At 44.7% G+C, this 24,735-nt stretch carries 19 protein-coding genes and 1 pseudogene; 11 read left to right on the forward strand and 9 right to left on the reverse strand.

From position 1 onward, the window contains the following. On the reverse strand, positions 1-114 hold a 114-nt coding region (locus O9334_RS15265; protein WP_288000881.1), incomplete at its 3' end, for a helix-turn-helix domain-containing protein. Positions 115-286: 172 nt separating this feature from the next. On the opposite strand from O9334_RS15265, the gene O9334_RS15270 reads away from it, so the two are divergent. Next, positions 287-826, forward strand: coding sequence for a DUF3038 domain-containing protein (locus O9334_RS15270; RefSeq protein WP_190381747.1), 540 nt, complete (start codon positions 287-289; stop codon positions 824-826). 370 nt (positions 827-1,196) lie between these two features. Continuing rightward, positions 1,197-2,534, forward strand: a complete 1,338-nt coding sequence (locus tag O9334_RS15275; protein ID WP_288000932.1) for a DUF4335 domain-containing protein — start codon at positions 1,197-1,199, stop codon at positions 2,532-2,534. A gap of 141 nt (positions 2,535-2,675) precedes the next feature. Here the strand turns inward: O9334_RS15275 and O9334_RS15280 are convergent, their stop codons facing one another. The 3 genes from O9334_RS15280 to lexA form a co-directional block, all read right to left on the reverse strand. Beyond that, on the reverse strand, positions 2,676-2,867 hold the full coding sequence (locus O9334_RS15280; protein ID WP_012266639.1) for a hypothetical protein: 192 nt from the start codon (positions 2,865-2,867) through the stop codon (positions 2,676-2,678). A 3-nt stretch (positions 2,868-2,870) separates the two neighbouring features. Next, complete coding sequence (locus O9334_RS15285; RefSeq protein ID WP_002737176.1) at positions 2,871-3,137, reverse strand: TIGR02450 family Trp-rich protein; 267 nt, start codon at positions 3,135-3,137, stop codon at positions 2,871-2,873. A gap of 129 nt (positions 3,138-3,266) precedes the next feature. Further along, positions 3,267-3,881 (reverse strand): transcriptional repressor LexA, encoded by a 615-nt coding sequence (gene lexA / locus O9334_RS15290; RefSeq protein ID WP_045358838.1) that lies wholly within the window; start codon positions 3,879-3,881, stop codon positions 3,267-3,269. A 777-nt stretch (positions 3,882-4,658) separates the two neighbouring features. Between lexA and nifJ the strand changes: the two genes are divergently transcribed. The 3 genes from nifJ to O9334_RS15305 all read left to right on the forward strand — a co-directional run bounded on the left by nifJ (position 4,659) and on the right by O9334_RS15305 (position 10,767). Continuing rightward, on the forward strand, positions 4,659-8,213 hold the full coding sequence (nifJ, locus tag O9334_RS15295) for a pyruvate:ferredoxin (flavodoxin) oxidoreductase (RefSeq protein ID WP_288000935.1): 3,555 nt from the start codon (positions 4,659-4,661) through the stop codon (positions 8,211-8,213). Between the two features lie 2 nt (positions 8,214-8,215). Continuing rightward, on the forward strand, positions 8,216-9,241 hold the full coding sequence (locus O9334_RS15300; RefSeq protein WP_150977401.1) for a dihydroorotate dehydrogenase-like protein: 1,026 nt from the start codon (positions 8,216-8,218) through the stop codon (positions 9,239-9,241). A 317-nt stretch (positions 9,242-9,558) separates the two neighbouring features. Further along, a complete protein-coding gene (locus O9334_RS15305; protein ID WP_288000939.1) occupies positions 9,559-10,767 on the forward strand; it encodes an ATP-dependent 6-phosphofructokinase in 1,209 nt (402 codons plus the stop codon). Positions 10,768-11,135: 368 nt separating this feature from the next. On the opposite strand, the gene rpsN is transcribed toward O9334_RS15305, so the two are convergent. Further along, positions 11,136-11,438: a 30S ribosomal protein S14 gene (gene rpsN / locus O9334_RS15310; protein ID WP_045358860.1), complete on the reverse strand. Its 303-nt coding sequence runs from the start codon at positions 11,436-11,438 to the stop codon at positions 11,136-11,138. Between the two features lie 161 nt (positions 11,439-11,599). Between rpsN and O9334_RS15315 the strand changes: the two genes are divergently transcribed. Beyond that, positions 11,600-12,139 carry an NUDIX hydrolase gene (locus O9334_RS15315; protein ID WP_045358832.1) on the forward strand — a complete coding sequence of 180 codons (540 nt, stop codon included), beginning with the start codon at positions 11,600-11,602 and terminating at the stop codon, positions 12,137-12,139. On the opposite strand, the gene O9334_RS15320 is transcribed toward O9334_RS15315, so the two are convergent. Then, complete coding sequence (locus tag O9334_RS15320; protein ID WP_002759616.1) at positions 12,132-12,314, reverse strand: hypothetical protein; 183 nt, start codon at positions 12,312-12,314, stop codon at positions 12,132-12,134. The genes O9334_RS15315 and O9334_RS15320 overlap by 8 nt on opposite strands. Before the next feature lie 186 nt (positions 12,315-12,500). Here O9334_RS15320 and O9334_RS15325 point away from each other — a divergent pair, with 186 nt between their 5' ends. Then, on the forward strand, positions 12,501-14,726 hold the full coding sequence (locus O9334_RS15325) for a glycosyltransferase (RefSeq protein ID WP_353737853.1): 2,226 nt from the start codon (positions 12,501-12,503) through the stop codon (positions 14,724-14,726). A 207-nt stretch (positions 14,727-14,933) separates the two neighbouring features. After that, the gene (locus O9334_RS15330) at positions 14,934-16,433 is read left to right on the forward strand and encodes a hypothetical protein (RefSeq protein ID WP_353737854.1); all 1,500 of its coding nucleotides are present in this window, start codon (positions 14,934-14,936) and stop codon (positions 16,431-16,433) included. A 79-nt stretch (positions 16,434-16,512) separates the two neighbouring features. Here the strand turns inward: O9334_RS15330 and O9334_RS15335 are convergent. Further along, positions 16,513-17,256, reverse strand: a pseudogene (locus O9334_RS15335) (DUF4079 domain-containing protein); the annotation flags it as partial. Between the two features lie 282 nt (positions 17,257-17,538). On the opposite strand from O9334_RS15335, the gene O9334_RS15340 reads away from it, so the two are divergent. Both O9334_RS15340 and O9334_RS15345 read left to right on the forward strand, forming a co-directional pair. Beyond that, the gene (locus tag O9334_RS15340; protein ID WP_190380876.1) at positions 17,539-19,029 is read left to right on the forward strand and encodes a UDP-N-acetylmuramoyl-L-alanyl-D-glutamate--2,6-diaminopimelate ligase; all 1,491 of its coding nucleotides are present in this window, start codon (positions 17,539-17,541) and stop codon (positions 19,027-19,029) included. A 917-nt stretch (positions 19,030-19,946) separates the two neighbouring features. Then, positions 19,947-21,509, forward strand: a complete 1,563-nt coding sequence (locus tag O9334_RS15345; protein WP_045358825.1) for a serine/threonine-protein kinase — start codon at positions 19,947-19,949, stop codon at positions 21,507-21,509. Positions 21,510-21,654: 145 nt separating this feature from the next. Here the strand turns inward: O9334_RS15345 and O9334_RS15350 are convergent, their stop codons facing one another. Together O9334_RS15350 and O9334_RS15355 are read right to left on the reverse strand one after the other, a co-directional pair. Next, positions 21,655-22,695, reverse strand: coding sequence for a fatty acid desaturase (locus O9334_RS15350; protein ID WP_045358823.1), 1,041 nt, complete (start codon positions 22,693-22,695; stop codon positions 21,655-21,657). 261 nt (positions 22,696-22,956) lie between these two features. Further along, positions 22,957-23,871, reverse strand: coding sequence for a Sll0314/Alr1548 family TPR repeat-containing protein (locus O9334_RS15355; protein ID WP_288000944.1), 915 nt, complete (start codon positions 23,869-23,871; stop codon positions 22,957-22,959). Between the two features lie 85 nt (positions 23,872-23,956). Here O9334_RS15355 and O9334_RS15360 point away from each other — a divergent pair, with 85 nt between their 5' ends. Next, positions 23,957-24,616 (forward strand): ABC transporter ATP-binding protein, encoded by a 660-nt coding sequence (locus tag O9334_RS15360; protein WP_288000945.1) that lies wholly within the window; start codon positions 23,957-23,959, stop codon positions 24,614-24,616. Positions 24,617-24,735 lie beyond the last annotated feature (119 nt).

A 24,735-nucleotide genomic window follows, 5' to 3' on the forward strand; every position in this document is an offset into this window, starting at 1 on the left:
TGTTCTGAGATGGAGAGCTTTATTGTAAACTAATCTTACACAGCCCAAGGTGCGCCGCAATAGCGACTCTTGTTCTGCTGTGGGGTAAAATCGAAACGAATAGGCTTTCTCCATATCTCACATTCTAGCATATATCGTGTAAATGCGCTAGTATTTCATAGTAAAGCCGTCCTTTGAGAACGGGGTTTCAGAGCCAAAATTGGCGATGACACTTTAGAACCAGTGATTTTTTCTCCTAAACCCAAGTTTTTCTGCTGGCAATTCCTTATTATCTATGTCCTTGACTATGCCTCAGTCTGCCGAGTCCTCCACGGGTGAGGATTTACCCCTAGCTATCTCACCCAGTAACGAGCAGTTAGAGAGTATTAATAGCTATTTAAACCTGATTTTGGCATCTTTAGTCTCTCTAGCTAATTTAGACTCTGAGTCTATCACCCAAGCAGCCCAGGAATTAGCCTTAGATGCGGATACAAGCGATCGCCTAGTTGCCTACTACTGGCAACCCCAGTCAAACCTCTCCCTAGCGGACATCCGTTCTCTAGTTCTCCTCCTCTGTCATCTAGCCCAAAAAAAGCAAGAGTTAATCCGTCGCGCTGTAATTCTTTTGGAACAAGTGGGGACTCAAGGAGAAGAACCGGTCAAAACCACGCTTTTGGGCAATTATATCGATAATTTTCGCTTAAAATACCCAGAAATATCGGAAAATAATCTCAGCGATTCTAGCCTGACTTCCCTAGCCTGGAAATTATTAATCGATTTATTGTTCTACAGCAGCCCCCGCAGTCATCTCCTTCTCTGGCACACCCTTTTGGCAAGTAAAAAGTAAAAAGGCTATCAGTTATCAGTTATCAGTTATCAGTTATCAGTTATCAGTTATCAGATATAAGTTATCAGATGTAAGTTTTCAGATGTAAGTTTTCAGTTCACTGTTTACTGTTTACTGGACGGCTACGCCGTGCCTTTGGCAACACTGAAAAAAAAGCTTCCCAGTTCATAATTCATAATTCATAATTCATAATTTATAAGTACCTAAGCAAAATTAATTACACATATCTAACCACCTCTTGCCTCTTGCCTCTTGCCTTTTGCCTCTTGCCGCTTGCCGCTTGCCTCTTGCCTCTTGCCTCTTGCCTATCTTCACTAGGAAATTAATTTTGCACGACTACTTAATTTATAATTCCCACCGATAACTAAAAATGAGTAATCTAATTCGCAAATATACACCCCCCACCTGTACCCTAGAAATTTGGGGAAATAGTTCGCCCCTAGCGGTTTGGCTGGGTAAAAATGTCTTAAACGATGCCCACTTTCAATTGCGCTTTGATGATCCTAGATTGAGTGAGGAAAAACAGGTGACGATCAAAGGCGATCGCACACAATTACAACTCCTAGGGGAAATTGTCGCTAATTATGTGCAGAATTTACTCTCTAGTCCCGTTTCTACCCTCTCTTTCGTGGCTAGTGGTTCCCCCGAAAGTCATCTCCCCTCCTTGCCTTCTCTCCGTTGTCAGGGACTTCTCCAGCATCAATTATTTTTAGGTTCCCTGCTAACCGATCAGGATCAACAGGAGATCGAATTAACCACATCGCAATTATTCGATCTAGCCAATGCTTTAGGGGAATATAACCATGAAATCCCCCTAATACCCCCATTAATTCGCCAGAAAACTCGAAAAAATGTCCTGATCTGGACGGGATTAATCGCTTCGGCCCTAATAACTATCGGGGGAATAGCGATCGCATTTTATCAACAGCAAGAGGCGGTCAACAATGATTTAAGCACCGATCCCAATAGTGCCAAGATTCCCCAACCCTTGCCAACGCTGCCTTTACCCCCGACGGGAACGGCCGCCCCCAACCCGCAGTTACCGGCAAATTTGGGCAATAAAACCCCTTTACCGCCACCGCCGCCCGTGGCAACCGTTCCAGTCCCAGTGCGCCCCTCTAGCGTCCCCCTAGTGATTCCGCCGTCCACTTTACCGCCGCCACCAGTCACAGGTTCGCGTCCCGGCGGTACGGCGATCGTAATTGAACCGGATAATCAGAAAATCCCGATTACTGCCCCCCCCGTCACCGGTGATCAGGGTACAAATGCACTGGCAAATGTTCCCCCCACCACGATGAATCCGACTCCAGCACCGCCAAAATTGCCAGATTTACCGCCTATAAGCCCTATTAACCCCGAAAATGTCAATTTAAACCCTAAACCGCCCACAAGCACTGCTAAAGCCCCAGAGACGAATTTACTAGATACAATTCCCCAAGTGGCAGAAACCAGAGAATATTTTCAATCCCGTTGGCAACCGCCGGAAAGTCTCAAGCATACTCTAGAGTACCGTTTGGTCTTAAATCAGGATGGTTCCCTAAAACAGATTATTCCCCTGGGACAGGCGGCGAAAATCTATCTCGATCGCACTAATATGCCCCTGCTCAATCAACCTTTCGTTTCTCCCCTCGATATCCCCGGTAATCCCCAATTGCGTCTGGTGCTTGGTTCCGATGGTACGGTGCGGACTTTTATGGAACAGCAATAGGCTGTTCTGCATTTAAGTAGCTGGTTATAATTAAATTAAAAATTGATTTTAGGTTCGATCCCCCCTTAATCCCCCCTTAATAAGGGGGGCATCTGATAATTTTTAACGCCTACCTACTTAATTAGGGTCTGCTGAATAAATCTAAAAACCTTGTTGGATAAGACTTTTGGACTTTTTTCCCCTCAAAAAGTGCCAGCCATTGCGGGGATCGGGGGAAAATTCAGGTACTTTTTCCCTGAAAATTAGGTAGTTGACCACCTCAAAACTGGTAAAACCCCACACCCCACACCCCACACCCCACACCCTGCCACCACCGAAAAGCTTTTTCAGCAAACCCTAATTAACAATAATCTCGTCGGCGCTGTCGGGTTGGTTCATTTCCGTTAGGGTTTGCCAACCTGATTGCCAGAGATTCGCATCTTGCAACTGTTTAGCATTAATCCAGAAGCGGACAGTCGGATCGCAGGAAGCGACTAATTCGGCAAAAACCCATTGACCGCGATTTTGACGATTGACCACTTGAAAATGTCGCCAGCCCCATGTTTTTTGTTTTGCCGTCCATTTTGACCCCAAGAGATGGGGATATTTCTGTTTTTTGGGCATAAAAGTTAAGACACCTGAGTTCGGGATAGGCTAAAACCCTTATATTATCCTAGTCTGCCAACCCGATTCTTTTCCTGGAGCCAAGGAGAGGAAAAATTATCGGGGCGCTTAAGTGCGCCCCAGTTTTGGCTAATAACCGCGCCAAACACCAACCAAAACCCCTTGCACCTGTACTTGTTCAGTATTGGCTGTAATTGGTTGATATTTTTGATTGGAGGGTTGCAGAGTGATGATTTCTCCTTCTTGGTAGAAACGTTTTAAAGTAGTGCCGTGGCCTTCGACTCTGGCGGCGACGATTTCCCCATTGGACACCGCTTCATTACCCGTCAGAGAACGCATAATCACTAGATCCCCATCGGCAATATGATCCTCGATCATACTGTCTCCGGAAACGCGCAGGGCATAACAGTCTTGACTGCGTTGCAACAGGTTAGAAAGATCGAGTTTTTCTTCCTCATCGGTGAAGGGTTCCACTAAACCACCAGCAGCGATCACGCCTAGAACCGGTAAACCTTGCACTGGTTGTTTGAGAATCCGCAGGGTGCGTGCTTTTCCTTCTGTCCAATCAATATAGCCTTTGGCCCGTAAACGTTCTAAACGGCTTTGAATCGGTGCGGGAGAGCGTAAATTCATCGCTCGCATCATTTGCCGGATAGAAGGGGCGTGTTGTGTAGTGCGAATGTACTCAATTAGCCAGTCGTACAACTCCTGTTGCGCTTGAGTAAGGGATTCGAGGTTAGTCATGATCTATTTTCCTATCCTTGCGTGTAAGATAATTTGTACTTTAGTTCATTTGTGTTCAACCTAGTACATCTTAACTTCATCGGCCGACTAAATCAACTGGTTATTGAGACCGCTGGCAAAAATCAAAAATTGTCCTGGTCGGTTAGGAGATAGGAGACAGGAGACTCCGAGACTCCGAGACAGCTTTTATGTATTCTCCCTTCTCCCCACTTCATAATTAATAATTCATAATTCCTTCTCCCTTCTCATAGACAGTCTTAACGAGTAATTTAGATAGTCAACAGCTTATCTTCTGACCTAGCACTTTTTTAAAAAAAGTATTATTAATTTTTAAGTAGTCGGACATAAATTCTGTTGTCTATCTTAAGAAATGTAAATTGCCGCAATTCTTCCTGACTCCTGACTCCTGACTCCTGACTCCTGACTCCTGACTCCTTACCCCACCCACAGTTAACTTTACTTTTGTCCAACTACTTATATATCAATTCTCAACATTAATTAATCCCAGTATCGGTTGCTGGCAAACTCAGCAGCGTATTAAGAAAAAATAACGAATTGCTAGAAAGCCGAGAATCTGGATAATGATCGAGGTGGAGACAGAAAAATTGCTCTACTTAAGCCTGTCTGCCGTAAGCGTCCAATAGTAGATAGGGAGTCAAAAGCGACGCTCAAAGAAAATCCTTCGGTTGTCAGGGAAACGAGAGGATATTTAGTGCGAAATTGAGCCGTAAAAAAACTTAAAATCCCGACAAATATCGTAAAAACTAAGGGGAACACATGACCAAAAAAACCTATGCAACCATAGACGGTAACGAAGCCGTTGCGCGCGTTGCCTATCGTCTCAGTGAAGTAATCGCTATTTATCCTATCACTCCCTCCTCGCCTATGGGTGAATGGTCCGATAGTTGGGCAGCTGAACGCAGAGCTAATCTCTGGGGAACCATCCCTTCCGTAATCGAAATGCAGAGCGAAGGTGGGGCAGCGGGAACCCTGCACGGAGCGCTACAAACAGGCTCTTTAACTACTACTTTCACTTCCTCCCAGGGATTATTATTAATGCTCCCTAACTTCTACAAAATTGCGGGGGAATTAACCTCTTCAGTGGTCCATGTGGCAGCCCGTGCTTTAGCAGCCCAAGGGTTGTCAATTTTTGGGGATCATAGTGATGTCATGTCTGCCAGAAGTACGGGTTGGGCTATGTTAGCGGCTAATTCCGTTCAAGAAGCTCAAGATCTGGCGGCTATTGCCACAGCTACCACCCTAGAAACGCGGATTCCTTTTCTGCACTTTTTTGATGGTTTTCGTACCAGTCATGAGGTGCAAAAAGTCGAATTAATTAGCGATGAAACTCTCAAAGAACTGATCGATGAAGATCTAATTATTGCCCATCGTCAAAGGGCTTTAACTCCCGATCGACCAGTGTTACGAGGCACGGCACAAAATCCCGATGTTTATTTCCAGGCAAGGGAAAGCGTCAATCCTTTCTATTATGCTTGTCCCGATATCACTCAAAAAATTATGGATCGTTTTGCCCAATTAACAGGACGGCAATACCATCTCTATGAATACCACGGTGCGCCCGATGCCGAAAGAGTGATTATGTTAATGGGATCGGGAGCGGAAGCCGTCCATGAAACCGTGGATTATCTCAATCAAAATGGGGCGAAAGTTGGGGTTTTAAAAGTTCGTCTCTATCGTCCCTTTGCCGCCGAAAAATTACTGGCAGCTTTGCCAGCCACGGTGAAAAAAATAGCCGTTTTAGATCGCTGTAAAGAACCCGGTGCCGGGGGCGATCCGCTATATTTAGACGTGGTAAATGCCTTTATGGAAGAGTACGAAGGCAAGCTGCCGAAAATTGTGGGAGGACGCTACGGTTTATCTTCCAAAGAATTTACTCCGGCCATGGTTGCCGGTATATTTGATAACTTAAGTCTCGACAAACCGAAAAATCACTTCACTATTGGGATCGTTGATGATCTCACCTTTTCCAGTCTGGAATATGACCGCAGTTTTTCCACTGAACCGGACGAAGTAGTGCGGGCGGTTTTCTACGGTTTAGGTTCCGATGGTACGGTGGGAGCTAACAAAAATTCAATTAAAATTATCGGTGAAGATACTGATAATTATGCCCAGGGTTATTTCGTTTACGATTCCAAAAAATCTGGGTCTGTCACCGTTTCTCACCTACGCTTTGGCCCCCATCCGATTCGCTCTACCTATTTAATCACCGATGCTAACTTTATCGCCTGTCATCAGTGGGAATTTATCGAACAATTTGACCTGCTAGAAACCGCTAAATCGAACTCAATTTTTCTCCTGAATAGTCCCTATCCACCGGAGGAGGTGTTTAGTCACTTACCCCGCCATCTCCAGCAAACTATCATCGACAAAAATCTGCAAGTTTATACGATTAATGCCACTCAAGTGGCCAAAGAAGCGGGGATGGGCAGCCGGATTAATACCGTTATGCAGGTGTGTTTCTTTGCCCTAGCGGGAGTTTTGTCTCGGGAAGACGCGATCGCACAAATCAAAAAAGCCATCCGCAAGACCTACGGCAAGAAAGGCGAAGAAATCGTGCAGATGAACATCAAAGCTGTGGATTCTGCCCTAGAACACCTCTATCAAGTCCCAATTCCCGCCACTGTCACCCCTGAAGCTTTTGAATTAAGACCACCGATTCCCGACAACGCACCCACTTTCGTCCAAGAAGTCCTCGGCAAAATTATCGCCCGTCACGGGGATGAATTGCCCGTTAGCGCCCTTCCCAACGATGGGACCTATCCCACCGCCACTAGCCAATGGGAAAAACGCAATATTGCCCAAGAAATCCCCGTTTGGGATGCGGATGTCTGTGTTCAATGCGGTAAATGCGTTCTTGTTTGTCCCCACGCCGTTATTCGCTCGAAAGTCTATGATGAGGCCGAATTAGCCACGGCCCCGGAAACCTTTAAAGTCGCTAATGCCAAGGATCACGACTGGAAAGGGCTAAAATTCACCATCCAAGTGGCCGCCGAAGATTGTACCGGTTGCGGTCTCTGCGTTGATGTTTGCCCCGCTAAAAACAAATCGCAACCGCGTCTAAGAGCGATTAATATGGCTCCCCAATTGCCCCTGCGAGAACAGGAACGAGTTAACTGGGATTTCTTCCTTAATTTGCCTAATCCAGACCGATTAAGCTTAAATCTCAATAAAATTAACCATCAGCAAATGCAGGAACCTCTCTTTGAGTTTTCCGGCGCTTGTGCCGGTTGTGGTGAGACTCCCTACGTTAAATTAGTCAGTCAGCTATTTGGCGATCGCATGATAGTGGCTAATGCCACCGGTTGTTCATCTATCTACGGAGGTAATTTACCGACAACGCCCTGGGCAGTTAACGCCGAAGGTCGCGGGCCGGCCTGGTCGAATTCCCTCTTTGAAGATAATGCCGAATTTGGCTTAGGATTCCGAGTTTCCATCGATAAACAGGCAGAATTTGCCGCAGAACTCTTAGGAACCCTCGCTAGTGAAATCGGAGAAAGTCTAGCGGCAGATATTCTCAATTGTCACCAAGTGGATGAAGCGGAAATTTACGAACAACGGCATCGGGTAGAGGACCTAAAATCCCGTTTAGGGCAATTAACCCCGACCACGCAGGTGAAAATGTTGTTATCCGTGGCCGATTATCTGGTCAAGAAAAGCGTCTGGATTGTCGGGGGTGACGGTTGGGCCTACGACATCGGTTATGGTGGTTTAGATCACGTTTTAGCCAGTGGTCGCAATGTGAATATTTTGGTCATGGATACGGAAGTTTACTCGAATACGGGCGGCCAGGCCTCGAAAGCTACTCCTCGCGCCGCCGTAGCTAAATTTGCTTCTGGTGGCAAACCAGGACCGAAAAAAGACCTCGGTTTAATGGCCATGACCTACGGTAACGTCTATGTGGCCAGCGTGGCTATGGGGGCAAAAAACGAGCAAACTATCAAAGCTTTCCTAGAAGCGGAAGCTTACAACGGGCCATCGTTAATTATCGCCTATTCTCACTGTATTGCTCACGGGATCAACATGACCACCGCCATGAACCATCAAAAAGAAGTGGTGGAAAGTGGTCGCTGGTTAATGTACCGTTATCATCCCGATTTAGCTAAAGAAGGCAAAAATCCCCTACAATTGGACAGCCGTGCGCCTAAGCTTACCGTAGCGCAAACTCTCTACTCGGAGAATCGCTTTAAGATGTTGGCCACCAGTAAGCCGGAGGAAGCTAAACGTCTGCTCAAAGAAGCACAAGCAGATGTGGATACGCGCTGGCAAATGTATCAGTATTTAGCAGCAAAAGGTACAGGGAGCAACGAATAGTTATGAATCTACACACTACCTACATGGGTTTGCAATTGCGATCGCCGTTAGTCATCGGTGCGGCCGCACCCTTGAGCGAGGATATCGACAATATCAAGAGAATGGAAGACTTTGGGGCCGCTGCCGTGGTTTTACACTCCTTTTTCGAGGAGCAGATTAAACAGGAAAGACTGGCTCTACACCATCATTTTACCCACGGAGCCGAGAGTTTTGCGGAAGCTTTGACTTATTTTCCCGAACCGGAGGTTTTTCACGTTGGTTCCGACGAATATCTCAACCATATTCGCAAAGCCAAAGAAATGGTCGATATTCCCATTATTGCCAGTCTCAACGGTGAGACCTCTGGGGGATGGTTGGAGTATGCCATTCAAATTCAACAAGCGGGCGCTGATGCTTTGGAGTTGAATGTTTATTATGTTCCCAACGACCTGGAATTAACCGGAAATCACGTCGAACAAAACTATATTGATATCCTCAAAATTGTCAAATCGGAGGTATCGATTCCCGTCTCGATGAAGTTAAGTCCCTACTTTAGCAATACGGCCAATATGGCTAAACAATTAGCGGAAGCGGGGGCCGATGGGTTGGTATTATTTAACCGTTTCTATCAGCCAGATATCGACTTAGACACCTTAGATGTTCACCCCAATATTATCCTCAGTAATCCCCAAGCAATGCGTTTACCCCTGCGCTGGATTGCCATGCTTTATGGTCGTGTACCGACGGATTTTGCCGCTACCAGTGGCATTCATAACGCCATCGACGTGATCAAAATGATGATGGTGGGGGCAAAAGCTACTATGTTAGTTAGTGTTTTATTACGCCACGGTTTGGAGGAAATTACCAAGATCGAACAGGGTTTATTGCATTGGTTGGAAGAAAATGAATACGAATCGATCGAGCAGTTAATTGGCAGTATGAGTCAAATGAATTGCCCGGATCCCACTGCTTTTGAACGGGTACAGTATATGAAAGCTCTGCAAAGTTACGAACCTGTTTGGAAACGTTTTCAAACCACCAGCAAATAAAAGTGGGAAGCTTTTTTCAGTGATCAGTGATCAGTAATCAGTAATCAGTGAACTGAAAACTTAAGTAGGTAGGCGTTAAAAATTATCAGCCACCCCCCTTATCAAGGGGGGCAGGGGGGATCGGCACCCCCCTTATCAAGGGGGGATTAAGGGGGGATCGGCACCCCCCTTATCAAGGGGGACTAAGGGGGGATCGAACCTAAAATCGATTTTTAATTTAATTATAACCAGCTACTTAACTGAAAACTGAAAACTTACATCTGATCACTGATAACTGATAACTGATAACTGACAAAAAAATCCAGGAGGATATAACTATGAACGAGAATCAAAAGAAAAAAATCGGCATTCTGACCAGTGGTGGCGATTGCCCGGGGTTAAATGCGGTAATTCGTGCCGTGGTGAAATCATCAAAACTAAAGGGTTGGGATGTGTACGGCATTCCCTACGGGACCGACGGTTTTATGCAGATTGCCGAGGGAAAATATCACCCCCAAGATTTAATCCTGACTCAGCATGGCTATAACCTGCCAGGGGTCTTGAAAGGATTAGACGTTTTGCAGTTTCTTAGTGGTAGTGTCTTGGGTTCTTTGAGCAAAGGACATCCCGAAAACCCAGAAATTGCCACGAAAATCCTGCAAGGATACGAAATGCTGGGATTAGATGCCCTGATCGTCGTTGGGGGCGATGGGAGCATCGATATCATCTACGATCTCGCCCAGAAAGGCAACTGGAATATTATCGCGGTTCCCAAAACCATCGATAATGACGTTCCCTATACGGAATGGGCAGTCGGTTTTACCACTGCCGTCGATATCGTCACTCAAGCTTTGTATGATCTCACCTTTACCGCCGCTAGTCACGAAAGGGTGATGATCGTGCAGGTGATGGGTAGAGATGCCGGTCATTTAGCCCTTCATGCCGGGATTGCCGGGGGGGCCGATGCGATTTTTATTCCCGAATTAACCCCGGCTCTCACTCCCGAAATTATCGACGGTTGTTGTCGTCATTTGGCACAATTACGCGCTCAAGGTCGTAAATTCGCTCTCATTGTGATTTCTGAGGGTGTTAAAAACGAAGATAACCAAAAAGAGAAGTATATTGCCGATTATTTAGAAAAATTAATATTTGACAAAACTCGCTCTTTGTGCGTTACCGATCCCGTCTTCTGTTATCTCAATTCCATGGATGTGCGGGCCATGTCTTTGGGACACCTGCAAAGAAGTCGTCCTCCTTTGGCCATGGATCGACTGTTGGCGACGGCTTTCGGCATTAAGGCCGTAGAATTAATCGAACAGGGTAAACTCGATCGCGTGGTGATTTGGCGCGGGGGACAAGTGCGTAGTCTGCCCCTGAAACCGGTGATCAAAATTATCAAACAATGTCATCAAGAGCATCGCTGTGCCTATCCCGTCGATCCCCATGGTTTCATCGTCAAAACAGCCCGTTCTTTGGGAATTTACCTAGGAGAAAATACCACGACCACGACGGCAGTAGTTCCGGAAGCTGTGGAGGTGTTAGTTTAGTTATAATAAAGCGAGAAGGGTTGCTCATACCTTCTCGCTCTGTTCATTGGTTAAGATTGGGTATTTCTCAACCCTACAATTACGAGAGATACTGACAGCCATAAAATCAGGATCAGGCTTCGGACTACTTTAATGATCATCCCAGCTTTTTTTAATGACCCTAACTTTTACAATTCTGTCGGGTTATGCCAGGGGTTAAGAATAAACCCTTCTTAGCTTATTAGACAGGCTTCCTAAAATAGATCGTCATCAAGTAGAAGCGGGTTGAAACTGCGCTTCTACTCACCGATGAGAATCCCCGTCTTTTGCAAGCGGGGAGATGTCAACACACCTCTATCAGAGGATTTTTCCGAGGATTTTGTTTCTGACTACCAGCTAGACTTGACTACACCGGGTAAGAGACCTTGGTGGGCCCATTCGCGTAAAACGTTGCGGGATAAACCAAAATCGCGATAGTATCCTCTCGGTCTGCCCGTCGTTAAACAACGGTTGCGGTGACGACTGGGGGCGCTATTGCGGGGTAATTCCTGTAATTTTTGGTGAATTGCCAGTTTTTCTTCAAAATCTTCGGCGGTACGGAATTGTTCTTTTAGTTCCGCCCGTTTAGCTTCGTATTTTTGTCTGAGACGATCGCGTTTTTTCTCGCGTTCTACCATCGATTTTTTTGCCATGGGGTTTCTCGAAAAAGATTTAACCTGTAAAGACAGCATTTTCCATTATAACCTGAATCTCTCCCTGGCCGTCAGACGATAATTCTGACCGCTCCCTAACACCGGTGACAAAGGTGACATTTGTTGATATTAATTCTTAAAGTCCTAGTTGAAAATTTTCTATGTCTGAACCGCCTCAATTTCTCCAACAACGTCTTTTTTATCAAGGTCGCGTCTTTCAATTTCAAGTCTCGAAACTCCGTTTACCTAACGGTGTCGAGGGAGAATGGGAATGTGTCCGTCATCCGGGGGGTGCTTTAGCAGTTCCGATCACCAAGGAAGGTCAATTAGTTTTAGTACGTCAGTATCGGTTTAGTTTGCAAGCTCGAATTCTGGAATTTCCCGCCGGAACGATCGATGAAGGAGAAGACCCCGCTACGACGGTAAAACGAGAATTAGAGGAAGAAGCGGGCTATCGGGCCCACAATTGGCAATCTTTGGGTAAATTTGCCCTGGCACCGGGTTATTCCGATGAATACATCTATGCTTTTCTGGCGCGAGATCTGGAACAATTAAGCTTGCCCCCCGCTCAAGATGCCGATGAAGATCTAGAAGTGGTTTTTATGAGTTTTGAGGAAATGGAATCAGCGATCGCTCGGGGAGAATCGATCGATGCTAAAACTATTACTAGCTTCTATCTGGCCCGTTTAGCCCTTAATTAATCTTTTCAATCACCGCTTGTCCCAGTTGAATCAACTCAAAACCGATAAAAAGGCTTAAAATCACGGTGACAGCCTGATTAAGCAGGGGTATATTGCCTTTGCCTAGAGCAGAAGCGACGAATTTGACCACAACTAAAACGAGAGCGCTAACAACGGCGATTTTGACGGCGATCATAGATTAATTTTTCCTCACGGTTAACCGAAGTATACTATTTCTAGACTTTTTCTTGCTCGTTTCATCTTCGGCTTGATACAAAATGTAGCATTTTGGTGGAGAGCGCTCCTGTCATTGCCAAAAATGCACAGGTTTTTGTTAAGAATTGTAAAATGTAGTTAGATTTATTTACTCAGAAGGGGATTTATGTCTAACCGAGAATCGATCTTTCCGTTCCCTCAAAAACCAGCATATTCCTCCCTATTCAAGTCGATTTTAGCGATAATATCAGTTATTTTAATTATGTTAGCAGTGATCGGCGGGCTAATGATGGTCAGTTTATCATTATGTTGGCCAGAACACAATATTTATCGATTAATCCTTGGCTTAGTAGAAGATTTTTTTAACCCCTTTGCTTGGATTAAAGTTCCCACAGTTACTAATAGCTATCAATTATTATTACCCACAGTTATCCTGCTAATTTTTACGCAGTTAATCATTTTCTTGTCTCCGCGTCCGCAAGTTTGGTCAAGATTAGTCATTATTTCTATCACCCTAGCTATCACCCTGCGCTATCTACTCTGGAGAATTCTGGAAACCTTAAATCTCTCCACCCCTCTCAATGGCTTTTTTAGTTTACTCCTTTTAGGCCTTGAGATGATAGTTTTAAGTAGTAGCATGATTCAGTTAGTCTTAGTCTTAACCACGAAAGATAGACGCAAAGAAGCTGATTTTTATAGCCAAGCGGTGAGCAATAAACAGTATTTGCCCACGGTAGATATCCTGATTCCTACCTATAATGAGCCAGCCTTCATCTTAAAAAGAACTATTATCGGTTGTCAAGCCCTTAATTATCCTCATAAAAATATTTATATTCTCGATGATACCCAGAGGTCAGAAATTTATGAATTGGCAGAAAAATTAAATTGTCATTATCTGACTCGTCAGGATAGAAAAAACGCTAAAGCAGGTAATTTAAACCATGCTCTCAGACAAACCCAAGGGGAATTGGTGGTAGTTTTTGACGCAGATTTTATCCCTTGTCGGAACTTTCTAGAAAGAACTGTTGGCTGGTTTCAAAACCCTAAAATTGCCTTAGTGCAAACTCCCCAAAGCTTTTATAACGCCGATCCTATCGCCCATAACTTAGGCTTAGAAAATCTCGTTACTCCCGACGAAGAATTATTTTATCGTCATATCCAACCAGCTAAAGATGGGGTAGGTAGTCCTGTCTGTGCTGGCACTTCTTTTATTGTCAGAAGAAAAGCATTAGAGGAAGTGGACTACTTTAATATAGAATCTATTAGTGAAGACTATTTCACTGGGATTGCTATCTCAGCGAAAGGTTATGAAGTTATTTACTTAAATGAAAAACTCAGCGCTGGTTTATCTGCCGAAAGTTTATCAGCTTATTTACGGCAAAGATTGCGCTGGGCAAGGGGAACTTTACAGGCCTTTTTTATCAAAGCTAATCCCCTGAAAATTGCGGGACTAACCATACCCCAAAGATTGGCACACTTAGAAGGACTTTTATCTTGGTTTTCTCCCTTAGCTCGTTTATTTTCTCTGCTTATTCCTCTCCTTTATACCTTTGGTTATATCGTACCTTTGAACATTACCATCGATGAGACAATCTATATCTTTTTACCCTACATGATGATTCAGTTAGCCACTTATCACTGGTTAAATTCTCGCTCGCGCTCTATTATTTTTTCTGAGGTACTATCGATGATTATTTGTGTACCTACAGCCCTAACAGTTCTCCATGTTCTTTGGAAACCCTTTGACAAAGGATTTCAGGTGACACCCAAGGGAATTGCTCGCCAAAATTATCAATATAATTGGCGTTTATCCTACCCATTGCTCTTTTTTCTCACCATTACCTTAATTAGTATTTTCTTTAATTTAAATCATCACAATTATCAAGCAAGTCCCCTAAATTTTGGCTTGATTTTGGCTATATATAACGTGGTGATTATCATGACTGCTTTAGTGGCTTTATTGGAAGCTCCCCTCACCCTAGAAACTCAATACCAAGCACTGGAATCTCCCGTTAACTTGATCACAGAATCGGATATAATTATAGAGGGCAATCTGAAAAAACTTTCAGAAATAGGAGCAGAAATTAACCTGAGGGAACCCATCTACTCAGAAAAATTGCTCCTAGATATTTTAGGCGAAGATTTGCGCTTATCGGCTCATCTAGTCAATCTAGAAAAACGAGGAAAAATCTGGCAAGCAACCCTTAAATTCCAGCCACTTACCCTATCAGAGCAGAGAAAACTAATTACTTTTCTATTCTGTCGTCCCCAGCGCTGGCCCCTGAAAAATACGGCGGGAGAATTACAATCACTTTGGTTGTTAATTATCAGCTTTTGTCGGGGAATAGGCTTAATTCGGCGAGCATTTTTGAATCGAAAAACCTTTAGTTAAGTCAAAAGTCGAAAATACTTAGCGAACAACTACCGGCTGTTTACAGCGTTTCTCAGATAGATGAGGTTCGTTCTTGCCGCTGAAATAGTTAATTAGCAAAGATTATCCTGTACTTCACCTTGACGAGAAAGGCTAGATCACAGTTGTCACTTGACTAAAACTTGACAGTATTATAGTAAGAGTAATCATTCTTAGATAAACAGGCTTATGAAAAATCGTTTAGGCCTTCACCTGATGGCTAATAAGGAAAAAGGGTTTGCCTTGCCTCTTGCCGTGTTAATTGGACTCATCCTGATGGGAACAGGAATGACTATGATGATGCGCGCCCAAGCAGACCAATCGAAAGTAATTGCCCAAAACGCCAGGGCTGATGGTTTAAGAAGTTCCGAAATTGGGGTGGCGCGTGTACGGGATTTACTCAATAGCGTTCGAGTTATGGCGACGGTTAATAGTGAGTGTACTTCCGGCGACTGTTGGCAGACCGTCCAAGTACCTTCTACCGGTACCCCTTTACGAGAAGATTTAACAAGATTAAACATTACCACCGCCTGTGGTAATTCCAGTCGTGACAACGAAATTGCCAACAAAATCCTCGCACCCAAAGAACAACGATCAGCAAGTCCAGGATTAAGAGATTTAGCTAGTGGTCAGTGGTTTCAGTTGAATGATAATCGTTATTATCGCGTGGTTGGATACAACTTTAACAAATCTGAAGCCATTAATATTGTGGGTTTGGGAGTTCTCACCCTGGAAGGACGTTCTCGCAAAAGTGCCGAAACAGACCTAACTAAGATTGATATCAATAGAGATAGTGGCGATAATGCCGCCTCCCGTAACCGTGTGGTGGTAAGTATCCCGATTCTTCCTTCTCTTCCCCTCGCATTCGATCGCACCACGGCCCCGGCTTTGTGGATAAGTGAGGGAGCCCCGGAAGATGGTGCTAAATTTGAAGGGGATGTGGTGATAGGAGACCCCAACACGGAGAAAGATATAGAATGTTCTATTAGCAGGGACAAAATTCAACAGCCCACACCTGCACCCAATACCCCCTACAAAGCGCAATTTTTCCGTGACACTTTTCCCCCACGGGAGACGCTCAAGGAAACTGACTTTCCCGAAGGGCAGCGAAACCTAGAACTTACCAGTCCTGAAACTTTTCCCAGACTGGGAGACACCGAATCTCCCAGAGGAGCGTACGAGTATATCGTTTATGATATCAACTTGAGTGGTAGCGATCAGATTACCATTACGCCGGGAAAACGGGTAGTTTTCCATGTTATGGGTAATATTAACGGTGCCATCAAACACGACTGCAGCAGCGTTAGCCCACCCACGGTTTGTAAACCGGGCAATCTACAAATTTATGCCTATGGAGAAGCTGGCAATCTTATTGGAGGTACCCCCGATCCGGAAATTTGTCTGAGAGGCAGCGAAAGACTAGAAGCGTTTATCTTTGCTCCTAACTATTCCCTCGGTAAAACCGGTACCGGTGCTTTCGTCGGTGCTGCCTGGGGTAAAAATTGGGGCAAAAATTCAGGCTGTGCCTCACCTAACAATACTGTGGCTGTGACCCAAGGGGTAGAATGGACTGAATTAATCAGAAACCTGCAGCCCAATCCCTCAAAAAATTTGCCCCGACTTGATGGGATTGCCAATTGGTGTGAGGAACCCATCGATACCGCTCCTGGTGCCTCTGAGTGTAATTGATTTCGCGACTGCTTCACCCTCTCCCAGTCCCTAAAAAACTTGAATAGAGAAAGGGTGGATTCAGTCCATCCTTTTTTTTACTTATCGGGTTGATGAGAGGGGTTTGGGATTTCGGTTCAGGACAGGTTTTATTGGTGAAATCACAGCGATAAATTGCCGGTTTTTGCCAACTGAGGGGAATTTCTAGCAAATCCCTCGAACCGGTCATCGCTTGTCCCAGAAAGAGAGCCAGAGCAATACAATTGAGAATTGTATGGGCGATGCGCCAACGATGGGAACGGTCTTTATAGATATCTTCGACAATGGCCAGAGAGAAAATCATCAGTAATGATGCGGCCATGCCGATATAGTAGTGGGACCAGTACCATTGGGCCGAGAGTCGCCAGACCCCATCCTGAGAACCGATAATAATTAAACCGATGCCGGTCAAGGTGGCAAAAATTCCGCGCCAGAGGCCTTGTCTAGCGCGGTAGAGACAGACCAAAGAGGCAATGGTGACAAAAAACATCAAAATCACAAAAATGACCTGAAAGGAGTCTAATTTTCCCTCTTTTTGTTTATCGACAAAACCATTAAAACCGTAAACCACCGAGTAAGCTAGTGCTAAAAGGTTAACCCCTACCACTGTACCCGTTAACCAGCGGCCTAAGCGTAGATGTTCCGGCCCGACCACTGGGGGAATTTTACTTTTATTTGCCGCGTTGGTTTCTAGGCGACGTTGACGGGTTTGCCAAGCAAAGTTAACTACGAGGCCAATAATGGGGAAAACGACCACTATCCCTAGGACAGGATGAATGAGAGCCAGAAAATCGACGAATTGCATATAAATATCCCGAAAATCGTCAGCAGAAAATCGTCAACAGTTGACAAGCTATAGCCTTGTTTTTTTTAGCTTATCGCAGATATCAGGAGGCAATAGGCAATAGGCAATAGGCAAAAGGCAGCTTTATTCTCCCCACACCCCACACCCTACACCCTACACCCTACACCCTACACCCTACACCCCACACCCCACACCCCACACCCCACACCCCCACTTCGGCCTAGGAACCTCTTTGATAATCGGCTAATCTAAAAGCAGCAATCCCTAGATTCAATCCTGACTATGAAACTACAAGAACTTTTAACAACTATCCCTCTGGTTTCCCCGATTTCTTCTCCTATCGCTTCTATTACCGAGATTACAGGAATTTCCACCAATTCCCATGCTTGTCAACCGGGAGATTTATTTATCGGTTTACCCGGTACTCGCGTCGATGGGGGCGAATTTTGGCGTTCTGCTTTGGAAAGCGGGGCCGTAGCGGCGCTTATCTCCCCAGCAGCCGCCGCTAAATTTCCCCCCCCGGAGGATGCTTGCGTAATGGTTGTGGAAGATTTAGTTACTGCCGCTAGTGCGATCGCTGCTAAATTCTATCATTATCCGGCCCTTACCCTAAAATTAATCGGTGTGACGGGAACCAACGGCAAAACCACCACCACCCATTTAATTGAATATTTTCTCAGCCAAGCGGGGATTGCCACCGCGTTATTCGGGACTCTTTACACCCGTTGGCAAGGATTCCAAGAAACCGCTAATCATACCACCCCTTTCGCTAACGAGTTACAAGCCAGTTTAGCCAAAGCGGTGAACGCCGGCAATGAAATCGCCGTCATGGAAGTTAGTTCCCATGCACTAGCCCAGGGACGGGTACAGGGTTGTACTTTTCCCGTGACGGTGTTTACCAATCTCACCAGAGACCATCTCGATTATCACCTCGATATGGAAGATTATTTTGCCGCTAAAGCTAAATTATTTAGTCCCGATTATCTGCAAGGTAAGGCGATTATTAACCTTGATGATGAATATGGTCAACGTTTAGCGGCCTCCCTCTCTCCCCAACAGGTTTTAACCTATAGTGTGTCCGATCCTAGTGCCGATTTTTATACTAAGGATTTACACTATCAACCCACGGGAGTGGAAGGGGTGATGGTGACTCCCCAAGGGGAAATAGCCTTTGCTTCTCCTCTAGTGGGTCAATATAATCTAGCTAACCTCTTGGCGGCGGTGGCGGCAGTGTTAGAATGTGGTGTAGATTTAGAGACAGTAATCGCCCAAATTCCCCAGTTTTCAGGAGTACCGGGGCGGATGGAACGGGTTAGCACCGCTCCCGACCAAGATATCAGCGTCATTGTCGATTATGCCCATACTCCCGACAGTTTAGAGAATGTTTTAAAAGCTTCCCGGCCCTTTATTTCCGGTCGGATGATTTGTGTTTTTGGTTGTGGCGGTGATCGAGATCGGACAAAACGGCCGTTAATGGGGAAAATAGCGGCAGAATTAGCAGATTTAGCCATAGTTACCTCCGATAATCCCCGCACAGAAGCTCCCGAACGAATCCTTGAGGATATTATCGCTGGCATTCCCCCAGAAATTACCGTACAGGTAATTAGCGATCGCGCTTTGGCCATTGACACGGCCATTCAAGCAGCGCAACCGGGAGACGGAGTAATTATTGCGGGTAAAGGTCACGAAGACTATCAAATTTTGGGGACGGAAAAAATCCATTTCGATGACCGCGAACAGGCCCGGGCCGCTTTGATGAAAGTGAGAAAGTGATTAGGGGATAGGAGACAGTTATCAGCTTCTGAAGGCAAGAGGCAACAGGCACTCGTGCAAAAGACAGAATCTGACAATTCTCCTACCTAAAAAGAAGGTTAGAAACTAAGCACATCAAAGCTTTTAGCTTAACCAATTAGGTCTTAGATTCGGTCGAGTGACCAGTAACCAGTAATCAGAGACCAAAGAACAGGCAATAGGCGAATTTTTACTTTAGTCTCGGGTGCATCTCAATTGTGGAGAAATATATATATTAGAGTTCTTGCATAATTAATTTTTGAGAGGGCAAAAATGAGAAAAATAGACATAAAATTGCCTAAAATCTGTGAATAGACCATTTAATTGATTAATGCTCATTCTTAATTCTCCTGACTACTGACTACTGACTACTGACTCCTCACCTAACCGAAGATTTTTGATTTTTGCCAGAGGTCTATTACATTTTGGACGCAGTCCGTGCGCTCCTACCATTGGCGCATTAATATTATTGTAGGGGCAAATTGCACTCGCCCTCTTTTAACAACTTCTGCTGCTCACCTATAGGTGAGAGAAAGTCACAACCATGAGATGCCTCCTTTTAGTCTCTCTTTGTTTAGTTTTTCCTTTCAAGCCACTCCCTGTTAATTTTCGGCAATTTTAGGGAATCATAGACTAGATAAAGACTGGTAGAACTAGCGATCGCATATTGACATCGTTTGAGATCACAGTTTTTCCCTGTGTTGAGATTGAGGAATCAAGATTGGCAATTCTCCCATTACCAGTCTTCCGATTCTAAAAGTTATGGCACGATGCTTTGAGGTTAAAACACCTCCCAAAACCAAAAAGGGAGATAGAGCAAAAATTTGCCGATAGCGAAGGGCTAAATGCTTGCCGCTATAGGAATGAAAACCCCCCATAAGGTCAATTGGTGACTCTCAATGATCTACTGCGTTAATCCCTCCTGTTCTCAACCGAAAAACGCTCCTACAGCGTTAATCTGCGAGAATTGCGGTTCAAAACTTCTTCTGCACGAGCGCTATCGAATCCTGGGCATTTTAGGGAAAGGAGGGTTTGGGGCAACTTTTGCTGCATCGGATCTGTCCCTACCGGGTAACCCAATATGTGTGGTCAAACAACTGCGACCTTCCACTAACGATCCTAAGGTTTTTACCATGGCCAAAAAACTGTTCGAGCGAGAAGCGGAAACCTTGGCTAAAGTCGGGATTCATCCACAGGTTACCCGATTATTAAACTATTTTGAAGATAATCAACAGTTTTATCTAGTTCAAGAATACGTTGACGGTGATAACCTTTACGAAGAGGTAAAAAAACGCGGTCCCTTTAGCGAAGCGGGAGTCAAACAGTTTTTAAGCGAACTTTTGCCGATTTTGAAATATATCCACGAACAAAAGGTAATTCATCGGGATATCAAACCCGCTAACCTAATTCGTCGGCAAACGGACCGAAAATTGGTTCTAATTGACTTTGGGGCGGTTACAAATCAAGTTAACACTATGATTGCTCACACCAACTCTCAAACCGCTTTCACTAATTTTGCCTTGGGGACCGAAGGTTTTGCCCCTCCTGAACAGATGGCCATGCGTCCCGTCTATGCTAGTGATATCTATGCGGTGGGAGTTACCTGTCTCTATCTACTCACGGGCAGCTCTCCTAAAGATATGGAAGTTGATGTCAATACAGGTGAATTACTCTGGGAAAAATTCATCAAGGTGAGTCCCCAGTTTGCTAAAGTCCTGAAAACAATGCTGGAATTCTCTGTCCGTCATCGCTACAAATCCGCCCAAGAGGTAATGAATGCTTTAGACATGATTGCTTATGCCGATAGTCTAGCCCAAAGTTTAATCGCAGCTCCAGTGGTTACTTCCCCGAAACGACCACAAGATTCAGGTCTGATAGCCAATCCCTCCGTTGCTGCCCCTCTAGGTTCCAAATTGCCCGCCAAAAATCCAGTTGTCTCTTCAGATAATATGCTGGGAGGTAGGAGTAAAGCCCGCGGCACCATACATATAACCTTACTGAAGAAAAAACCCCCCTTAGATGAAAAAGCGATTCTCGATGCTTACAATAACGGCCAGCGCAATTTTGCCCAAGAGGAATTAGCGAATCTCAATCTGGCTAAAGCAAAACTTTTGGGGGTAAATTTCTATCAATGCAAATTAACAGGAACTAATTTACAAAGGGCAGATCTGTCTAATGCGGATCTTGGCCGGGCTGATCTCAGTCAAGCTATTCTCAAAAATACCAATTTAGATAATGCCTATCTCGCTTATGCAGACCTCCAAGGTGCCGATTTACGCGGGGCTAATCTCACCGGAGCCCATCTTCGCTACGCTCATCTCAAAGGTGCTAATCTTTGCGGGGCTAATCTCTCTGATGCCCAAGTAACTCAAGAACAAATCGCCCTAGCAAAAACCAATTGGTTAACAGTTATGCCCAGTGGCAAACGCGGTTTCTGGTATTCTTTTTTCAGTGATCAGTAAACAGTAATCAGTCATCAGTGGCCAGTAAACAATAATCAGCAATCAGTCAAAAGACAGTAGGAAACTTCGATTTAATACTGTCACTTAAAACTCAAATCTGATCACTGACAACTTACCCACTGATAACTGATAACTGATGACTGATTTAACCGCGGCTTTCCTTAAAGGTTTTGTAGGCGGTTTCGGAGTCGAAAATATGGCAATAATCAACGATTCGCTGCATTAATGCCCAAGAAAACTTGGTTTCTTTTAGGTGACTACCCCAATTTTCTTTGAGACTAGCGTGAACTTTGCGGAGGTTATAGGAAGGAATCGCCGTCGAGATGTGATGGGGGATATGGACATTAATATCGTGACAGAGAATTTCTACCCAACGGGGATAGCTACAGTGAACTGTCCCTTCTAGTTGCGCTAAAGCTTGATTCCACTCTTCGGGATAGTAAAATTGAATATCAGGATCCGTGTGATGGACAAGGGTAAAGGTACTCATCCAAAAATGATAGACAAACCAAGGTACCACCCAAAATTTAACCAATCCCCAGACACCAGTGTAGAAAATTAGGGTTGGGAAAAAAATAGCGGCAAAAACCAGAACTACAATCATCGAAAAGCGGGCTTTTTCCCGTTCGTTCTCTTTGAATTGTTCGATGTTGAAGTGTAGAATAGCCCAGTGGGCGATCGAACCAAGCCACCAGAAACGTCCGCGGATGCCACGATAAAAGAGACGCACTAAGGGATTGGCCGAGTTAAAAGCTTCTAATTCCCACGGATCCCAAGCATTATCTATAGTTACCATGTTAGTTTTAGCATGATGGCGATCGTGCAGGAAACGCCAGCAGTGGAAGGGATAGATAAGCGGTAAGAGGAAAATATGACCGACAAGATCATTAACCCAGCGTCGATTAGAAAAAGACCGATGACCGCAATCATGGGCGATCACAAAAAATCCCGTTAAGGCTGTACCCGTGAAAATCCAAGCTAAAGGCAGTAAATACCAGGGAGAATAAACTAGCATCGCATAACCGGCAATGACCGCCAAAATATTCGCAATCACTCCCAACCAAGCTTTAACCTGGTCTTTCTGGAAATATTCTTTGGGAATGCTTTTAATAATATCTTTCAGTTTAAAGTCTGGCTCGATCGAGGTGATCAACTCCCCATGCAATTTATCCGTCGTTGCCGTCATGAAATCTCCAATTACACTTAGGTTAACCCTTGACAAGAAATCAGCTAGGAGGTTTGGCTAAATTCTGCTCCCTACCACAAGCCAATTTTTTTGTCAATATATTTTTAACTTTAATTAATAAACTTCCGCGAAGCTTAATAATCCTTTACTTTATATACCATAAGAGGAGATTTTCTGTTTTGGCAAAATTTGCCCCTTGCCTCTTGCCTCTTGCCTCTTGCCTCTTGCCTTCAGAAGCTGATAACTGATAATAGGCATTTTTCAACGACTAGCCGTGCTTTCTAGGGATTTAATCTCCTCCTGTACCTTACGGTGTTCGCGATTTAACTGTTTTTTGACCGATTCGGGGAGTTGTTCCTGTTTTTTCAGGGCATTATTAAAGTAATCTAATGCCAGTTTCAAAGAGCCAGTATTTTTATCCGTATTGCCTTGAATTCTCAGGATTTGACCCTTCAGATACATTAATTCTGGATTATCGGGGGTTGCTTTCAGAGCGTTATCGATAAACCGCAAAGCCTGATCGTACTGCTTTAAATCCCGGTAAGCTAGAGCGATACCTCGATCGACCAAGTAATCGGGACTTCCGTAGGTTTCTAGCCTTTCAATTGCCTCTTGGGGACTAGAAAAGGGCAGATTAACCGCTAAAATCAAATCCATATAACCCTTTAACAGGTTCAATTCCGGATCCGTAGGATTAACCTTTTCCGCAGTTTCCAAATACTGAAACACCTCTTGTAATCTGGGGATAGCTGATACTGCCCCTTCGGTTTGAAAAACGTAGGTTCCCTCTAAAAAACTGCCCACCGCTAGATACAAATTTCCCCTTAAAGGGTCGCTGCCCTGTATTTGTTTGGCCGCTTCCTTAGTTTTCTCGGAGTAGGTTTTTAGGGTGTTCCAATCCTGGTCGGTAAAAGCAAGAGAGGCCCGCATAGCATGGGACAAAGGTTCTTGGGGTTCCTTTTCTGTGGCCTCAACAATTAATTTTTTTGCCTCTAGATAGTTACCTTGTTTAAAAATAGCGTTAAAAGCGGCCTCGGTCTTATCACCAATCGGTCGGGGATTGGTTTTGCGGAAAGGATCTCCGGCTAAACCGGGACCAATCCAGTTAACCACTACCATAACAGCCAGCGAAGCACCGATCGCCATTTTTTTCGTTAAACCTAACCTCAGCACCATGGTCAAAAGTCTCCTTGAGCGAATGAAAAAATCTGTCACAATAGAAACGAGTTTCTAGACTTAATTTCCAGTTATTTTCTTGTCAATGCTTTATCTCAAAGATGTGGTTTATCATCCTCCCGCTGCCCTCAATCCCATTTTACAGGGGATTAATCTCGAATTAGCCCCCCAAGAATTAGGTCTAATTGTCGGCCCCAGTGGTTCTGGAAAAACGACTCTTTTGGAAATTTTAGCAGGCTTTGCCGATAAAACAGGAGGGACGATTCACTGGCGCGACCAAGAATTAACGGTGCTGCACCTGCAACAATTAGGAGGAATCGTTTTTCAGTTTCCCGAACGTCATTTTTGCGGTAAAACCATCCTTGAGGAGTTGCGTCTCGGTCATCCGGAGATTAAAAGCGATCGCCTAACAGCGGCCTTAAAGGAGGTAGGATTAGAAAATATTCCTCTGGATACTTCTCCCCATAATCTTAGTGGGGGTCAACAGCGTCGTTTATCCCTCGCTGTCCAGTTAATCCGGCAGCCTAATCTGTTACTTCTCGATGAACCTACGGCCGGTTTAGATTGGTCTATGCGTCGTCAATTGGCCAAACTTCTCGCTAGTCTCAAACAACACTGGACTTTATTAGTAGTTAGTCACGATGCCGGGGAATTACTCCCCATTGCTGACCGTCACTGGAAAATTGAACAAGGACATTTGAGGGAAATAAAAAGTGAAAAAACAGATATAGCGGTAAGCGCTTGAGTGAGATACAGACCAAGCTTTGCCTAGCATGGTTTATAGCTTGTGACACTGTACCTAATACGACTGCACACCGCTATAAGCTAGTGAGGTACACATATTTTTCTTCCCTTTTGACTTTT

The sequence above is a fragment of the Microcystis sp. LE19-8.1F genome (assembly GCF_027531715.1).
GTDB classification, from domain to species: Bacteria; Cyanobacteriota; Cyanobacteriia; order Cyanobacteriales; family Microcystaceae; genus Microcystis; species Microcystis wesenbergii_A.

Bases quoted from the DNA above. Each gene is read 5' to 3' on its own strand.
- O9334_RS15270 (WP_190381747.1), top strand. From the start codon at position 287: ATGCCTCAGTCTGCCGAGTCCTCCACGGGTGAGGATTTACCCCTAGCT.
- O9334_RS15275 (WP_288000932.1), top strand. From the start codon at position 1,197: ATGAGTAATCTAATTCGCAAATATACACCCCCCACCTGTACCCTAGAA.
- O9334_RS15285 (WP_002737176.1), bottom strand. From the start codon at position 3,137: ATGCCCAAAAAACAGAAATATCCCCATCTCTTGGGGTCAAAATGGACG.
- lexA (WP_045358838.1), bottom strand. From the start codon at position 3,881: ATGACTAACCTCGAATCCCTTACTCAAGCGCAACAGGAGTTGTACGAC.
- nifJ (WP_288000935.1), top strand. From the start codon at position 4,659: ATGACCAAAAAAACCTATGCAACCATAGACGGTAACGAAGCCGTTGCG.
- O9334_RS15300 (WP_150977401.1), top strand. From the start codon at position 8,216: ATGAATCTACACACTACCTACATGGGTTTGCAATTGCGATCGCCGTTA.
- O9334_RS15305 (WP_288000939.1), top strand. From the start codon at position 9,559: ATGAACGAGAATCAAAAGAAAAAAATCGGCATTCTGACCAGTGGTGGC.
- rpsN (WP_045358860.1), bottom strand. From the start codon at position 11,438: ATGGCAAAAAAATCGATGGTAGAACGCGAGAAAAAACGCGATCGTCTC.
- O9334_RS15315 (WP_045358832.1), top strand. From the start codon at position 11,600: ATGTCTGAACCGCCTCAATTTCTCCAACAACGTCTTTTTTATCAAGGT.
- O9334_RS15320 (WP_002759616.1), bottom strand. From the start codon at position 12,314: ATGATCGCCGTCAAAATCGCCGTTGTTAGCGCTCTCGTTTTAGTTGTG.
- O9334_RS15325 (WP_353737853.1), top strand. From the start codon at position 12,501: ATGTCTAACCGAGAATCGATCTTTCCGTTCCCTCAAAAACCAGCATAT.
- O9334_RS15330 (WP_353737854.1), top strand. From the start codon at position 14,934: ATGAAAAATCGTTTAGGCCTTCACCTGATGGCTAATAAGGAAAAAGGG.
- O9334_RS15340 (WP_190380876.1), top strand. From the start codon at position 17,539: ATGAAACTACAAGAACTTTTAACAACTATCCCTCTGGTTTCCCCGATT.
- O9334_RS15345 (WP_045358825.1), top strand. From the start codon at position 19,947: ATGATCTACTGCGTTAATCCCTCCTGTTCTCAACCGAAAAACGCTCCT.
- O9334_RS15350 (WP_045358823.1), bottom strand. From the start codon at position 22,695: ATGACGGCAACGACGGATAAATTGCATGGGGAGTTGATCACCTCGATC.
- O9334_RS15355 (WP_288000944.1), bottom strand. From the start codon at position 23,871: ATGGTGCTGAGGTTAGGTTTAACGAAAAAAATGGCGATCGGTGCTTCG.
- O9334_RS15360 (WP_288000945.1), top strand. From the start codon at position 23,957: ATGCTTTATCTCAAAGATGTGGTTTATCATCCTCCCGCTGCCCTCAAT.